Raw genomic sequence first — 16573 nt, 5'->3', positions numbered from 1 at the left:
AAGAATTGTCAGCCGTGCCTAACCTGATAACCAGAATAAATACAAAGAAATCATACAGTTATAAAAAAGCCGGAGTTCCCTACGAAACTCCGGCCCGGATAGCTAAGGGATAATCGTCGCGCTCAGCCCTGGTGGTACTCAGGACTTAACTCAACCACAGCCTCAACAAAGGCCTTGGCATGTTCCGGATCGACAAACTGATGAATGCCATGACCCAGGTTAAACACATGGCCAGAGCCATTGCCGTAGCTGTCGAGGATGCGTTTAACTTCGGCACGGATGGTTTTCGGTGAAGCGTACAGCACAGACGGATCCATATTACCCTGCAGCGCCACCCGGTTACCCACGCGACCACGGGCGTTACCCAGATCCGTTGTCCAGTCGAGGCCCAGAGCATCGGCACCGGTATCGGCCATGGCTTCCAGCCATTGACCACCGCCTTTGGTGAACAGAATAACCGGAATTTTCTGGCCATCGTGTTCGCGGATCAGACCAGCCACAATCTGCTGCATATACTTCAGCGAGAATTCACGATAAGCAACATCGCTCAAACTGCCGCCCCAGGTATCAAAGATCTGTACCGCCTGGGCACCGGCTTTGATCTGTGCATTCAGATAATCGATAACCGATTTTGCCAGCACATCCAGCAGCTGATGCATCACTTCCGGCGTGTCATACATCATCGCCTTCACGTGGCGGAAATCTTTCGACGAGCCACCTTCAACCATATAGGTCGCCAGCGTCCATGGGCTACCGGAGAAGCCGATCAGCGGTACGCGGCCATTCAGTTCGCGGCGGATGGTGGAAACCGCTTTCAGCACGTAATCCAGATCGGCGGCGGTATTCACCACATTCAGACTCTGCACATCGGCTTCGGTGCGGATGATTTTATTGAAGCGCGGGCCTTCGCCGGTCTCAAAATACAGACCCAGTCCCATCGCATCAGGAATGGTCAGGATATCGGAGAACAGAATCGCCGCATCCAGCGGAAAGCGGTCCAGTGGCTGAATGGTGACTTCGCAGGCCAGCTCAGGGTTCTTACACAGCGACATAAAGTCACCGGCCTGAGCACGGCTGGCGCGGTATTCCGGCAGGTAACGCCCGGCCTGACGCATCATCCACACCGGAGTGCGGTCAACCGGTTGACGGAGCAAAGCCTTAAGAAAGCGATCATTTTTCAGTTCAGACATGGAATACCTAAATCAGCACCAGAGAATTTGCGCGCTATCATACCAAAAAATCGCCTAGGCGATTTTTGACTTTGCGCAGCAAAGGGCAGAACAGCGCCTGTCAGCAGATTGCAGGCACAAAAAACCCGGCCGGAGCCGGGTTTTTTGTGCCAAGGATGGTTACGGGAACAGTACATTCACGTAATTAGTAGATGCCCCACCTGGATACCCTGCAGAAGACTCTAGCAATATACTGATGTCTGTGTTTTTAGTAACAGTAAACTCATACACAGCAGCCCCCGCATTGAAGCTAGAAACCGGGAAGTTTACTCCAACCTGGTAAATGCTCTTTTTCGTCGCCACACCAATAGCTGCATCACCCGAAGTCGAGGCCGAAAAGACCACCATATCAGGCACAACGCCCGTATCGGGATCTTCGACAACAGCCCAGAAAGTCACAGGAGAGACTCCCAATTGCTGCCCTTCGTATAAGGCAAACTCCTCACCCAGATCGCTGGTATCACCATCCGCATTTTGGTCGGCATTGCTAGCCTGATACAGCAACCTCACTGTAGGCTCATTGCGAATTCCAATACTGGACTTTTTGGTTCCTCCAGCAAAGGATACCGATGTTTCAAGTGGTCCTCGCTTGGTTGGGTCATCAAGTGTAATCGACATGCCGTAGCGCGCACCACGCGTAGTAGGGAAACCTCCCAACGCGACCGGAACAGCTGCTTCGTTCAGGAAGCCAATGCTATTAGGAACGGCACCAGAATCGCCATTAATTTTATACCCCTCTGCGGAAAAGGTTGCAGACGTTCCACCTGCAGGAATATTCCCATTAGGATCTTGCAGTAAGACAACTACATAATTTGCATAGGTGAAGCCATCATCGGTTATTTCTGTGTAAGTACCATCCGTATTGAGAACAAAATAACGCACCGTCGGAGCAACATTTGCAACTGATTGAACGATGCGGCCACTTGCTCGCACATTCATCAGACCTGCACAGTTCCCTGCAGTCTTAGCCGCCTCAGAACACAAAAGTCCCTGGTAAACGGAAGGAGCTGCGGAGTAAGAGCCGTCATTATTAAAATCAGCAAAGAATTCAATTGGATTTCCACTGGTACCGTTATCAATCGCGATACTCCAGTTATCATCTTCAAACGCCTCTGGATAGCTGACAAACGGCTCACCAACATCGAACAAACCATTACCATTGCCGTCGGTATATCCACTTTCACCTTGTGTATAAGCCAGAATTGTCGTCATACCTTTAATCGTTTGAGTGGTAAAAGCGTCGTTTTCATTCACCCTTTGCAGGGCAGCGTCATGATTACCAGAACGCACCCCGGAGCTTTGCCAGTTAACGGAACATTTACCACCAGCCGTCTGACAAACCGAAGGGATCAACCCACTTTCTGCAGTAAAGTTAATAACGGTGCCATCTGGTACCGGGTTCTGGAACTGATCAGCAGCATAAACGGTGACAACAACGGTTGTACCATCCACATCGTAAGCGCCGGGATTAAACAAGCCGAAGGATATTGAAAAACTATCCTGATCTGCATATCCCGTCGTAACCGATAGCGGGAGTGAACTGGTGCGTAACTCCTCTCCAAGATCCGTTATCACTCTGGCGATTACGCTGAACGTCACATGCGCAGAACCAGCTCTTACAATCGCTGTTGCAATCCCACGAGCATCCGTAATGTCGGATACATTTGTAAGTGAGATACCACCAACATCACTGGTTAGTTCAAAAGATACTTCCTGATTCGCGACTGGATCACCATTCCTATCCAGCACAGCAAAGCTGACTTTGGACTGAGACGGAAGCGCCGGATTCCCAATTCCATCAATAGAGAGGAACTGACTGGAAGCAGAATCAAAAGCAATGGCGCCTATTTCAGCCTTGTTAACGGTAATAGTGCCAGAAGTAGTTCTGAGCAAACGAGTTTTATCAATCGCGCCATCTGTAATCGCGTAAAGATTGACCGTAAAGGAATCCGTACCCACACACCCCTTAGCGCTGTAGCTGAATCGCACTTCGCCTTGGTACACAATTGCTTCTGTTTCTGTGAACTCCGCCTGCCCTTGCAATGCACAATCACTAGTAATTGTTAAGCCATAAGCTTTGTTAGTAATTAGAACATCTGAGTTATTACCATCGACAATATTGGCAGATATCAGCGCCGTACCACCAGCAGCCAAAGTAGCGGGCGATACCTGCAGAGAATTTTCAATGAACGAACCTCCGGAACCAAGTCCTAACTTCGCATCAACCCCCAAAGAAACCATAATATCTTTAGTTGCTGTGGCTAATATGACAGACGGGGTGTTTCGCTCATATAAAGACAATGAAACTGTATCAGTACCAACGCAGCTATTGGGGTCGCTAAAATAACGGGTGCGAATATCTGGATCAGAAAGATTCTGCTCAGATAAAGTAAATATTCCAGTTCCACAATTAGAACTCCATACAAGCTCATAATTACTACCAGATACAACAGCATTATTGCTTAAGGGGTTTACTACGGTCGCTGACAACTCAAGAGAGTCGGAGCCCTCCAAAGTGTCATCACCTGTAATTAATCCATTAATAAAATCGGAATCTATGCCTGACCCCAATTTTGGTAAAGCTGTTTTTATCGCTAGAGTTGCTGATGCAGTGGCATTGGCATTATTAGATGTATCCACACCTGGAGCAAAAAGTCGGGCAGTAATCGTATCAGTACCATTACAATTGATATTAACATACTCACTAGCCCCAGCACCTGCACTTAACAACGATGCTTTACTCGTAAACTGAGCCGTACCAGCAGCTTCACAAGTTGAACTAAATTTATAGCTGTAGTCACCAGTCAGTAACGTATTACCTTTGTTCTTATCTACGGCAGATATCGAGATAGGCAGACTACCACCAGCGATAACCGCAAAGGAGTCTGCTGCGATTTGACTCTCTCTGAACGCTGCACCAGAACCGCTGCCCAGTGATGGCAAAGGCGTATCAACAGAAGGAACGGTACTATCAATACTTCCTGATGCCGAACCTATTAGAGTTGTCCCCCCAAAAGGATAAACAGAAACGCTAATAGTATCAGTAGTACAATTTGACGTGTTTCTGAAATGTTTGGTAATACTACTATTATTTTGGATGATTGCTTCAGCACCATTGACAGGTACAAAACAACTCGCAGCAAAGACGCCGCGGTAATTACCACTTACCGCTGCGCTGCCATTATTTTTATCAGTCACAGTAACAGTAACATCCAGATCTGTCGTTGACTCTGATACGGTGACATCAATTACTCCTGGAATAAAATCTGCACCAAAACCCGAACCGACCTGTAACACTACAGGAATTGTTGTATCCACCGGTGGAGTTATATCAGTGAGATCGACCGATGCAGTCCCGATTAAAGTTGTGCCGCCCAAGGGGTAAACATTGGCACTTATTGTATCCGAAGTACAATTTGCCTCATTCTTGAAGCGCTTGGTAATGCTGCTACTGCTCTGAATGATTGCGGTATCAGTATTCAGAGGAACCAGACATCCCGCCTCGAAAACACCGCGATAGTTACCACTGACCAGAGCATTAGAGTTATTTTGATCTGTTACAGTTACAGTTACGTCAATATCCGTTGAACCAGATACAGCAAGAAAGCTCATAACTCCTGACGTAAACCCGACACCATCCCCTGAACCAACCTGCAACACAATTGGGATACTGGTATCCGGGTTTCCATCGCCACCAGTACCAGGCGTATTATCATCAGGATCAGTATTAGATCCACCAACCACCGAACCACCACTATCACCACCACAGGCGGTCAGAAGAAGGGTCAGCAGAAGACTGATTAATGCAGTGGGCTTGAACATGCGCGCGCGCTCCATTTGTAATTGTCCCAACAGTATTCTTATTGCCGGTTAGGATAGCATTGCTGCGGTTAAAGAGGCCATAAACAAAAACGCGGCTACCCACCGGGTAAGCCGCGTTTTATGCCGTTTGTCACATTCTGCCTAAAACAGGCAGAAAATGGCTTATACGTCGAGGTAGTCGAGAATACCTTCAGCGGCGTTACGGCCTTCCCAGATGGCAGTAACCACCAGATCAGAACCACGTACCATATCGCCACCGGCAAACACTTTCGGATTAGAGGTCTGGAACTTGAATTCCTGCTCTTCCGGTGCAACCACACCATCCCAGCTGTTCAGTTCGATACCGAAATCCTTAAACCATGGCGCCGGGCTTGGACGGAAACCGAAAGCCACCAGTACCGCGTCTGCTGGCAGGATCTCTTCAGAACCTTCCACCACCTCCGGACGGCGACGGCCGTTTTCATCAGGCTCACCCATCTGCGTGGTCACGACTTTTACGCCTTCCACTTTGCCATCGCCAACAATGGCAACAGGCTGACGGTTGAACAGGAAGTTCACACCTTCTTCACGGGCGTTAACCACTTCGCGCTTGGAACCCGGCATGTTGTCTTCATCACGACGGTAAGCACAGGTTACTTTGGCTGCGCCCTGACGGATGGAGGTACGGTTACAGTCCATCGCTGTATCACCACCACCGAGAACCACAACTTTTTTGCCTTTAACGCTAACAAAATCCGCGGCGTCTTTCTCAAAGCCGAGGTTACGGTTGACGTTGGAGATGAGGAAATCCAGTGCGTCATGAACGCCCGGCAGATCTTCACCCGGGAAACCGCCCTTCATGTAGTTGTAGGTACCCATACCCAGGAACACGGCGTCGAATTCATCGATGATGCTCTGGAAATCAACGTCTTTGCCCACCTCAGTGTTCAGACGGAATTCCACCCCCATGCCTTCGAAGACTTTGCGACGGTTAACCATCACGCTCTTTTCCAGCTTGAATTCAGGGATACCGAAGGTCAGCAGACCACCGATTTCCGGGTACTTGTCGAATACCACCGGGGTAACACCGTTACGCACCAGCACATCCGCCGCACCCAGACCTGCAGGGCCGGCACCGATGATGGCAACGCGCTTACCGGTTGGCACCACCTTAGACATATCTGGTTTCCAGCCCATGGCGAAGGCCGTATCGGTGATGTATTTCTCAACATTACCAATGGTTACTGCGCCAAAGCCGTCGTTCAGGGTACAGGCCCCTTCACACAGACGGTCCTGCGGACATACACGGCCACAGACTTCCGGCAGGGTATTGGTCTGATGGCTCAGCTCTACCGCTTCCAGAATGTTGCCTTCGCTGGCCAGTTTCAGCCAGTTAGGAATGTAGTTGTGTACCGGGCACTTCCACTCGCAGTATGGGTTACCACACGCCAGGCAGCGGTGTGCCTGGTCATTAACCTGTTCCTGTTTGAAAGGCTCATAAATCTCCACGAACTGCGCTTTGCGCAGATCGATGGATTTTTTTGCCGGGTCCTGACGACCCACTTCGACAAACTGGAAATTATTGTTCAGACGTTGCGCCATCTCGAACCTCTCTCTCTCGTCCTGTACCGATTACTCAGGACGAGCACGGGTGTTATTCAGCAATTGTTGTAAGTCGGCCGCTTTTGGTTTCACCAGCCAGAATTTGCCGATGAAGCCATCGAAGTCATCCAGAATGGTCTGACCCCAGGCGCTGCCGGTCTCGCCGACGAACTCACGCAGCACGCCGCGCAGATGGCTGCGGTGTGCTTCGGTCAGTTCGTTGGAGATACGATGGATATCCACCAGCTCGTGGTTGTACTTGTCGACAAAGCTGTTATCGAGGTCGAGTACATACGCAAAACCACCGGTCATACCTGCACCGAAGTTATAGCCGGTTGCGCCCAGCACACAGACCATACCGCCGGTCATGTATTCGCAGCAGTGATCGCCTGCGCCTTCAACAACCGCATGCGCACCGGAGTTACGTACACCGAAACGCTCACCGGCACGGCCGGCCGCCAGCAATTTACCGCCAGTCGCACCATACAGACAGGTGTTACCAACGATGGAGGTGTCATTCGAGTTAAAGGCCGAACCTTTTGGTGGGAAGATCACCAGCTTACCGCCGGTCATACCTTTACCCACGTAATCGTTGGCATCACCTTCCAGCACCATTTCCAGACCACCAGCGTTCCACACGCCGAATGACTGACCGGCAACCCCGGTCAGATTCATGCGTACTGGCTTGTCAGCCATGCCCTGGTTGCCATAACGCTTGGCAATCTCACCGGACAGACGCGCACCGATAGAGCGGTCACAGTTGGTGATGCGGAAACTGAATTCACCGCCAGCTTTATTTTCAATAGCTGGCAGAACATCCTGCACCATGCGCTCAGCCAACAGGCCTTCATCGTACGGAGTGTTGCGCTCGACCTTAACGGTATGCGGCTTATCAGCAGGAATATGGTCGTTAGCCAGTAACGGCATCAGATCCAGATTACGCTGCTTGCTGGTCAGGCCTTCCAGCATATCCAGCAGATCAGTACGGCCAACCAGTTCTTCCATGCTGCGCACACCCAGCTGAGCCATCCAGCCGCGTACTTCTTCAGCGAGGAAGCGGAAGTAGTTTTTCACCATCTCGGCGGTACCGATGTAGTGCTCTTCACGCAGACCATCGTTCTGGGTGGCAACACCGGTCGCACAGTTGTTCAGGTGACAGATACGCAGGTACTTACAACCCACAGCCACCATTGGCAGCGTACCGAAACCGAAAGATTCAGCACCCAGAATCGCCGCTTTCACCACGTCCAGACCAGACTTCAGACCACCATCGGTCTGTACACGGACCTTGCCACGCAAGTCGTTGGCACGCAGCGCCTGGTGAGCTTCGGACAGACCCAGCTCCCATGGCGAACCAGCATATTTAATCGAGGTGATCGGCGAAGCCGCAGTACCACCGTCATAACCGGAGATGGTGATCAGGTCGGCGTACGCCTTGGCAACACCGGCCGCGATCGTGCCCACACCCGGCTCAGATACCAGCTTCACCGATACCAGAGCATTCGGATTCACCTGCTTCAGGTCAAAGATCAGCTGTGCCAGATCTTCAATCGAGTAGATGTCGTGGTGCGGTGGAGGCGAAATCAGGGTTACACCAGGCACGGAGTAACGCAGGGTCGCGATCAGGTCATTAACCTTACCACCCGGCAGCTGACCACCTTCACCCGGCTTGGCACCCTGAGCGACTTTAATCTGCAGCACATCAGCGCTGGCCAGATAGGCCGGGGTTACACCAAAACGACCGGAAGCAATCTGCTTGATCTTGGAGTTTTTGTTGGTGCCGTAACGGGCCGGATCTTCACCGCCCTCACCAGAGTTGGAACGGCCACCCAGTTCGTTCATGGCTTCAGCCAGTGCTTCGTGCGCTTCAGGCGACAACGCACCCAGAGACATCGCGGCGGTATCAAAGCGTGGGAACAGCTTCTCAGCCGGTTCCACTTCGCTGATATCGATTGGCGTGATGTCTTTACGCAGGCTCAGCAGGTCACGGATAGTCGCTACCGGACGCTTATTCACCAGATCGGCGAAACGGTCGTAAGCTGCCTGACTGTTGGTCTGTACGGCTTCCTGAATGTTTTTCACAACATCCGGGTTATAGGCGTGGTACTCACCGCCGTGCACGTATTTGATCAGGCCACCCTGGTCGATTTTCTTACGGGTCTTCCAGGCGTTCTTACGCACCAGCTCGAGATCTTCTTCGAAATCGGCAAAGGTTGCGCCCTGAATACGGCTGGTAACACCACAGAAGCACAAATCCACAACTTCTCTGCTCAGACCCACAGCTTCAAACAGCTGCGAACCACGGTAAGAGGCCACGGTCGAGATACCCATTTTGGACATCACTTTCAGCAGGCCCTTACGGATGGCTTTGCGGAAGTTCTGCTGAGACTTCAGCGGATCGCCCAGTAATTCGTTGGTGCGGTGCAGATCGGTCAGTACGTCATAAGCCAGCCACGGATAAACCGCGGTCGCGCCGAAGCCCAACAGCACAGCAAACTGGTGCGCGTCACGGGCAGAACCGGTTTCAACGATGATATTACCGTTGGTACGCAGGCCCTGTTTAACCAGACGGTGATGCACAGCACCGGTTGCCATAACCGCAGGAATAACCCATTGGCTGTCGTTCACATCGCGGTCCGACAGGATGATCATAACGGTACCGTTACGCATCGCCTGTTCTGCCTGATCGGCCAGGTTGATCACCGCCTGCTGTAGACCAACTGCCGGGTCAAATGCCAGTGACAGGGTGGTATGAGAAAACGCTTCCAGACCGGTGGTTTTCAGGCCATGGAATTTCAGCGGTGACAGTACCGGTGAGGTCAGGATGATGCGATTGGCATGATCAGCACCGGTTTCGAACACGTTTTTCTCGGCGCCGATGCAGGTTTCCAGCGACATCACGATAGCTTCACGCAGCGGATCGATCGGCGGGTTAGTAACCTGCGCAAACTGTTGGCGGAAGTAATCGGCCATATGGCGTACGCGCTGAGACAGCACGGCCATTGGCGTGTCATCGCCCATAGAGCCAGTCGCTTCCTGACCTTCTTCGCCCATAGGGCGCAGCACCTGATCACGCTCTTCGTTGGTAACCAGTTGCAGCTTCTGATGAGTATTGAGCTGATCGCCGGACAGCGCTTCTGCATCATCAACTTTTTGCAGCAACAGCTGACTTTCCATACGGATGGCATTTTCTTTCAGCCATTTTTTGTACGGGAACTCAGACTTCAGTGCATTGTCGATGTCTGCGGCGTTAAGCAACTTACCTTCTTTGGTATCAATCGCGAGGATTTCACCCGGGCCGACACGGCCTTTAGCCACGACGTCTTCCGGCTTGTAGCCGTAAACACCGACTTCAGATGCAACGGTGATGAAGTTGTCTTTGGTGATAACCCAGCGCGATGGACGCAGACCATTGCGGTCAAGGCCACAAACGGCGTAACGACCATCGGTAATAACCAGACCGGCCGGGCCGTCCCACGGCTCCATATGCATGGAGTTGTATTCATAGAAAGAACGCAGATCGGCATCCATGGTTTCGACGTTCTGCCAGGCAGGCGGAATCATCATACGGATGGCACGGAACAGGTTCATACCACCGGTAACCAGCAATTCCAGCATGTTGTCCATGGAGGAAGAGTCAGAACCTGTGGTGTTAACAATAGGAGCAAGATCACTCAGGTTAGGCAGCAGATCGCTCTGGTACTTACCGGTACGGGCATTGGCCCAGCTGCGGTTACCCTGAATGGTGTTGATCTCACCGTTGTGCGCCAGCATGCGGAACGGCTGAGCCAGCTGCCAGCGCGGCATGGTGTTGGTAGAGAAACGCTGATGGAATACGCAGATAGCGGTTTCCATACGCTCGTCACCGAGATCCAGGAAGAAGTTCGGCAGATCGACCGGCATGGTCAGACCTTTATAGGACAGCACGCGGTCTGACAGACTGGCGATGTAGAAATCCGGGTATTCGCTCAGTGCTTTCTCGGCGTAGCGACGCGCGTAGAACAGCTTCACGGCAAACGTGGTTTCGTCCAGCTCAGAGTCGGCAGCAATAAATACCTGCTCAAAACGCGGCAGGCAGTCGATAGCCATCGGTCCCAGGCAGTCATTATTGGTTGGCACGGTGCGCCAGCCCAATACAGACAGACCCTGACTGCTGAGAGCTTGCTCAACGGCGGTTTTCTGCTTGCTGAAAATGGCATCATCAAGATCCATAAACAGCATACCAACAGCGTACTGAGCCGGTAATTCAATACCTGCTTGTGCAGATACAGCACGCAGGAAAGAATCCGGCTTCTGGATCAACAGACCGCATCCGTCACCGGTTTTGCCATCCGCAGCAATACCGCCACGGTGTGTCATACAGGTTAAGGATTCGATTGCTGTCGTTAACAGCTTGTGACTCGGCTGCCCTTCCAGATGGGCTAACAAACCGAATCCACAGTTGTCCTTAAAGTCGCCTGGAGTATACAGACCAGTTCTCATAGAACAGCTCTCATCAGTAAAAACAATTGAAAAATCAAGGGCTTACAACAGCCTAATGCTCAAAATTTAAGCAGCATCGAGACAAAAGGACGCTCATTCTACACATCTGAGGGCCCTGTCACAAATATGAGCGTTTTTGCGTATTGTTGTAAGGCAGCGACGGAAGGCTGCCTGAGGAGTCAAATAGCAGTCAGAAAAGCCTTCTCAGCGCAGTACATCCTGCACCGCAGAAACCTCACGAATCCAGGGAGACTGCGTACGCAGTTCCCGCGGCAGCGCATTTACCGCAGCTTTGGCTTCAGCGCGATTGCCATAAACACCCGCCACCACGACAAACCACGGACGGTTATTATGCTCGGTACGGTACTGGTACAGCGAACCTGCAATCTGCGATTGCCACTGCTGGCGGAAACCTTTGGCATTCTCCGCCTGATAACTACCAAACAGCTGCACAACAAAACCACTGTTCGCTGCCAGCAAGGCACGCTCATCGGGGCTGCGCTGTGGTTTTACAACGGCAGGCGCGGTCACTTCAGCTGCAGCAGGAGTGCTGACCGGCTGTCTGGTCACCGGCGTGGCGATAGCGGTTGTTTCTGCAACCGGCACCTGAGTCGGCGCAGAGGCCACAGTTTCGGGCTGTGTTTCGGCACTTCCGGCAGAGGTTTCTGCTGCGGAATAATTGTAATCAGGCTCTCCGGCTGAACTGTCGGTTTTCACCACAGGTGGAGTGATTTCTGTTGTTTCAATACTTTCAGCTTCAATACTCTCATTGCCGCTCGCGGGAGTACTGATAAAAGGTGATTGCTCACTGTCAGTGAGTGTATCCGTAACCGCCAGTGAGTTATCCGACAAGGTGGCGGGAACAAGCGTCGCCGGCTCATCAGCATCGCGGTACAGAAAGGAAACAATCAGTGCCGCAGCCACACCGGCAATCGCCAGCATATGCAATAAAGGAAAACGGTTGGCCTGAGCCGTTGCTTTGGCTGCCGGTACCACTTCAGCCATTCCGGGTGACAGCAGGTAATCTTCAGCCTGATGCAACAGCGACTGCGGCCAGCCACCCGATTGCTGCCAGATAAACAGCAGTTCATCCTGACTCAGCGCCAATGGCTGGCCCGGGCTGAACACCTGCTGAATCAGCGCGGCGGAATCGTCGAGTGACAGAGGCTCAAGATGCAGTACGTGCACAGGCGCCTGCGCCGGGCTTTCGCGGAATGCCAGCTCAAAACCCGGCTGACCAAATAACGCAAAAGATATTGCCTGAGGGGCCAGCAGCGCAAAGTGAGCTATTTCATTAAGAGTATCGGCATCAAGCTGGTCGGCCTGATCAATAATCACCAGCAGGCTGATACCATCGTTGTAGCGCAGCAGAGCAATATCTTTGATGGCTTCGCGGGCATGAACAATATCATCAGCCAGCTGCGGCATATCCCAGTAGCGGGCAATCTGATTGAGGATGGCCGGCATACCCAGCATCAGATCTGCGGTAATAAACAGGCTTTCTTCCGGTTCTTCACGTTGAGCAGCCAGAGCCTGGGACAGAACGGTCTTACCACTGCCTTCAGGCCCGGTTACGGCAACCAAAAGCTCGCTGTAAGACGCCAGATGCGCAAGCAACTCGAGATGCTTGCGCTGACCAGACAGTAACTGCGGCAAAGGCAAATGGTATCCGTTTTCCGGATCTGCAGTGCTGCTGTTGCGATGCGCGTCCAGATCCAGATTAAAATCGGTTTCCATAGTGCCTCCTTCAGGGTCTGAGTTAAGCCGTACCGAGTTTATCCCCTGCCAGCAGGGTTTGCGTCAACAGGTCTTTTGGTACATCCGAGGTCATATAAGCCTCGCCAATACGCTGCAGCAGTACCAGGCGAATGCGACCGTCCAGCACTTTTTTATCCACCTGCATACGTGACAGATAGTCTTCCACTGACATATTGGCCGGACCGACCACAGGCAATTGCGCCGCCTGCAGCAATGAGCGCAGCTCACGCAATTCATCAGCATTGATATGCCCCATCCGCCAGCCAAGGTCAGCTGCCATCAGCATGCCGGCACCAACAGCCTCACCATGCAGCCAGTGACCATAACCCTGATGGGCTTCGATCGCATGACCAAAGGTATGACCCAGATTCAGAATCGCGCGAATACCGGATTCCGTTTCATCCTGCGCCACCACTTCGGCCTTATCCTGGCAGGATCGTTCAATCGCATACGCCAGAGCCTGCGGTTCACGCGCCATCAGAGCCTGAATATTGTCTTTAATCCACTGATAAAAAGCGGAGTCACAGATAAGACCGTATTTGATCACCTCCGCCAGACCGGCTGACAGCTCACGCTCAGGCAGGGTGTGCAGGGTAGTGGTATCGGCGATCACACACTGCGGCTGATGAAAGGCGCCGATCATGTTTTTACCCAGCGGGTGGTTCACGCCGGTCTTACCGCCCACCGAGGAATCTACCTGAGATAACAGCGTGGTCGGCACCTGAATAAAGTTCACCCCACGCTGATACGAAGCGGCAGCATAACCGCACATATCACCAACAACGCCGCCACCAAGGGCCAGCAGAGTTGTCGTACGGTTATGCTGCTTCTGCAGCAGGGCATCATAGATCAGGTTCAGTGTACTGAGATCTTTGTAGGCCTCACCATCCGGCAGGATGACTTCATCCACCTGATAATCCGCCAGCGCCGCTTTTACCTGCTGCAGGTATAAAGGAGCGACGGTTTCATTGGTCACGATAAGAACCTGGCGGCCTTTAATGTAAGGGGTGTATAACGCAGAATCGCCGAGCAGCCCGGCTCCGATAAAAATCGGGTAGCTGCGGTCGCCCAGATCGACGGTCAGGGTATTCATGTGTGTCAGCCTTTTATAAGCCTTTTAAGTTCCTGCACCACCCAGCGCGGGTTGCGCTGGTCGGTTTCAATAATGATGTCTGCAATTTCCCGATACAACGGATCGCGGGCACTGAACAGGTCGCGCAGAATACGCTCCGGGTTTTCAGCCTGCAGCAACGGACGGTTTTTATCCTTGGCCGTACGCGCAAGCTGTTGCTCGACCGAGGTGCAAAGATAAACGACCGTACCGCGTGCGCTCAGATGGCGACGGTTCGCTTCACGCATAACCACACCACCGCCTGTCGCGAGGACGATTGAGCCCATCTGAGTCAGCTCATCAATGGCCTGCTCTTCACGCTCACGAAATCCACTTTCCCCTTCCATATCAAAAATCCAGGGAATATTGGCACCACAGCGCTCTTCAATGACCTTATCAGAGTCAAAGAATTCCAGCTTGAGTTCAGCGGAAAGTAAACGGCCAATGGTGCTTTTTCCAGCACCCATTGGCCCTATAAGAAAGACGGATTGTGATCGCTTCATAGATTAACGATTGCTGAGCGAATCCTTAACCAGACGAGGGGTGATAAATACCAGCAGTTCGCTCTTGTCATCCTGGCGGTTGGTATAGCGGAACAGCGCACCGATTAATGGCAGATCACCAAAGAAAGGGGTCTTGCTGATGGATGTGACTTCTTCAGAACGGAAAATACCGCCCAGCACTACCGTCTCACCGTTATCAACCAAGACCTGAGTTTCTACCGCATTGGTATTGATGCTTGGGCCTGCCGAGGTCAGTTCGCCAACAGAATCCTGATTGATCACCAGATCCATAATAATACGGTCATCCGGAGTAATCTGTGGGGTCACTTCCAGACGTAAAACTGCAGATTTAAAGGCAACGTTGGTTGCACCGCTGGAACTGGCCTGCTGGTATGGAATTTCAGTACCGGACTCGATAGAAGCGGTCTGACCATCGGCAGTAATAACGCGAGGCTGCGATACGATTTCCGCACGGCCATCGGTTTCAATCGCTGCCAATTCCAGATCCAACAGATAGTCAGCAGTCTGGTAACCGACGGCAAAAGTCGTTGCTGCGGCATTGGTCACACCGAAGTTAACAACATTGGCACCGGTAAGATCAATACCATCACTGGTAGCCGCTGCACCTGTCGCACGATCAAATAAAATCTGATTACCTTCGGTCAGGGTCTGCTGACTACCGCCAACAGTAGTCCAGTTGCTGCCATTATTTTTAAAACCAGCACCGCCCCATTTAACACCCATCTCCTCACCGACACTGGTCGTCGCCACAACGATACGCGCTTCAATCAGAACCTGGCGCACCGGCACATCCAGCATATTCAATGCTTCGCGGACTTTTTCCAGATTACCAGCAGTGTCTTTCATCAACAGAGTGTTGGTACGCTCATCAACGACAGCCGAACCACGCTCAGATAACAAGCCCTGCTCAGAAGTCAGCAGCTTAGCCAACTCGCTGGCTTTAGCGTATTTCAACTGCATGTACTCAGTAACCAGAGGAGCCAGCTCTTCAACCTGCTTCACTGCTTCCAGTTCGATTTTTTCACGCGCAGCGATCTCCTCGGATGGCGCGATCAGCAGTACAGACCCCATCTGGCGCTTGCCCAAGCCTTTGGTTTTCAGCACCAGATCCAGCGCCTGATCCCATGGCACATTTTGCAGACGCAATGTAATACTGCCCTGAACGGTATCTGATGCCACCAGGTTCAAACCGGTGAAGTCGGCAATCAACTGCAACACGGCACGAACTTCAATATTCTGGAAATTAAGCGACAGTTTCTCGCCGGTAAACGGGAATTGTTTCTTACGTTCTTCTCTCTGCTCTTCCGGGACGACAGATACATTAATAGAAAGAAGTTTATCTGTCTGATAGGCCAGATATTCGAAATCATCGCCCGCAGGCTCAATCACAATACGGGTAGAGTTATCTTCACGCTTGGTGTCAACATAACGAACCGGCGTGGCAAAATCGGTGACATCCAGACGACGACTCAAAGCTTCCGGCAGGCGTACGCCTTTAAGATCGGCAATAATTTTATTGCCCTCACGGCGAATATTGGCAGATGCGCGAGGGTCATTCAGCATAATCTGAACCTGACCTTCTCCCAGCTCACCACGACGAAAATCAACATTAACTACTTTCAGGTCATTATTAAGCATGCCTGTTGGGGAACTGGATTTAACATCAGCAGCAAATACCTTGTCGCCTTCCGTCTGTCCAATCCGTAGCAGCAGAGTATTCCCCTCAACCTTAGTGGTATAACCCACCAGGCGGGTCAGATTCACAACCAGACGGGAACGATCTTTGGTAGATACCAGCGTGGCGCTGCGTGCATTACCGGAACCAATCTGATGGCGCTTTGTTTTCAGCGTACTGACCACACCTGGCAAATCCAGCGCAATACGGGCTGGCTGTTCAATGGTATAGCCACTGACCTGTGGCGGTGTTCCATCAAACTCCATCCGGATCTCGGTCACATCACCGGGTAAAGATGAAAAACGGAGATCATTAAGTGTCGTTGCAGAAGCAAGCGAGGCCATAAAAGCCAGCATCAGGACTGGTAGCGCCTTTATCATTGCGTGAAAAC

8 protein-coding genes are annotated in these 16573 nt (G+C 51.8%); all 8 read right to left on the bottom strand.

Annotation, left to right across the window (positions count from 1 at the left end; genetic code table 11):
- Positions 1-122 precede the first annotated feature (122 nt).
- The gene (gene hemE / locus HUF18_RS12335) at positions 123-1190 is read right to left on the bottom strand and encodes a uroporphyrinogen decarboxylase (RefSeq protein WP_225692406.1); all 1068 of its coding nucleotides are present in this window, start codon (positions 1188-1190) and stop codon (positions 123-125) included.
- 159 nt (positions 1191-1349) lie between these two features.
- Positions 1350-5051 (bottom strand): Ig-like domain-containing protein, encoded by a 3702-nt coding sequence (locus HUF18_RS12330; protein ID WP_225692405.1) that lies wholly within the window; start codon positions 5049-5051, stop codon positions 1350-1352.
- A gap of 162 nt (positions 5052-5213) precedes the next feature.
- Positions 5214-6632 carry an FAD-dependent oxidoreductase gene (locus tag HUF18_RS12325; RefSeq protein WP_145470748.1) on the bottom strand — a complete coding sequence of 473 codons (1419 nt, stop codon included), beginning with the start codon at positions 6630-6632 and terminating at the stop codon, positions 5214-5216.
- A 30-nt stretch (positions 6633-6662) separates the two neighbouring features.
- Positions 6663-11114: a glutamate synthase large subunit gene (gene gltB, locus HUF18_RS12320; RefSeq protein ID WP_225692404.1), complete on the bottom strand. Its 4452-nt coding sequence runs from the start codon at positions 11112-11114 to the stop codon at positions 6663-6665.
- Between the two features lie 204 nt (positions 11115-11318).
- On the bottom strand, positions 11319-12851 hold the full coding sequence (locus HUF18_RS12315; protein ID WP_225692403.1) for an SPOR domain-containing protein: 1533 nt from the start codon (positions 12849-12851) through the stop codon (positions 11319-11321).
- 22 nt (positions 12852-12873) lie between these two features.
- The gene (gene aroB, locus HUF18_RS12310) at positions 12874-13965 is read right to left on the bottom strand and encodes a 3-dehydroquinate synthase (RefSeq protein WP_225692402.1); all 1092 of its coding nucleotides are present in this window, start codon (positions 13963-13965) and stop codon (positions 12874-12876) included.
- A gap of 5 nt (positions 13966-13970) precedes the next feature.
- The gene (aroK, locus tag HUF18_RS12305; RefSeq protein WP_145470740.1) at positions 13971-14486 is read right to left on the bottom strand and encodes a shikimate kinase AroK; all 516 of its coding nucleotides are present in this window, start codon (positions 14484-14486) and stop codon (positions 13971-13973) included.
- A 3-nt stretch (positions 14487-14489) separates the two neighbouring features.
- The gene (gene pilQ / locus HUF18_RS12300) at positions 14490-16538 is read right to left on the bottom strand and encodes a type IV pilus secretin PilQ (RefSeq protein WP_225692401.1); all 2049 of its coding nucleotides are present in this window, start codon (positions 16536-16538) and stop codon (positions 14490-14492) included.
- Positions 16539-16573 lie beyond the last annotated feature (35 nt).

Origin of the sequence: Thalassolituus sp. ST750PaO-4 (assembly GCF_020320405.1) — a bacterium.
Taxonomy (GTDB): Bacteria; Pseudomonadota; Gammaproteobacteria; order Pseudomonadales; family Oceanobacteraceae; genus Venatoribacter; species Venatoribacter alkanivorans.
The sequence above is the reverse complement of the archived record's forward strand: the minus strand, read 5'-3'. Positions and strand labels throughout refer to the sequence as shown.

Bases quoted from the DNA above. Each gene is read 5' to 3' on its own strand.
- hemE (WP_225692406.1), bottom strand. From the start codon at position 1,190: ATGTCTGAACTGAAAAATGATCGCTTTCTTAAGGCTTTGCTCCGTCAA.
- HUF18_RS12330 (WP_225692405.1), bottom strand. From the start codon at position 5,051: ATGTTCAAGCCCACTGCATTAATCAGTCTTCTGCTGACCCTTCTTCTG.
- HUF18_RS12325 (WP_145470748.1), bottom strand. From the start codon at position 6,632: ATGGCGCAACGTCTGAACAATAATTTCCAGTTTGTCGAAGTGGGTCGT.
- gltB (WP_225692404.1), bottom strand. From the start codon at position 11,114: ATGAGAACTGGTCTGTATACTCCAGGCGACTTTAAGGACAACTGTGGA.
- HUF18_RS12315 (WP_225692403.1), bottom strand. From the start codon at position 12,851: ATGGAAACCGATTTTAATCTGGATCTGGACGCGCATCGCAACAGCAGC.
- aroB (WP_225692402.1), bottom strand. From the start codon at position 13,965: ATGAATACCCTGACCGTCGATCTGGGCGACCGCAGCTACCCGATTTTT.
- aroK (WP_145470740.1), bottom strand. From the start codon at position 14,486: ATGAAGCGATCACAATCCGTCTTTCTTATAGGGCCAATGGGTGCTGGA.
- pilQ (WP_225692401.1), bottom strand. From the start codon at position 16,538: ATGCTGGCTTTTATGGCCTCGCTTGCTTCTGCAACGACACTTAATGAT.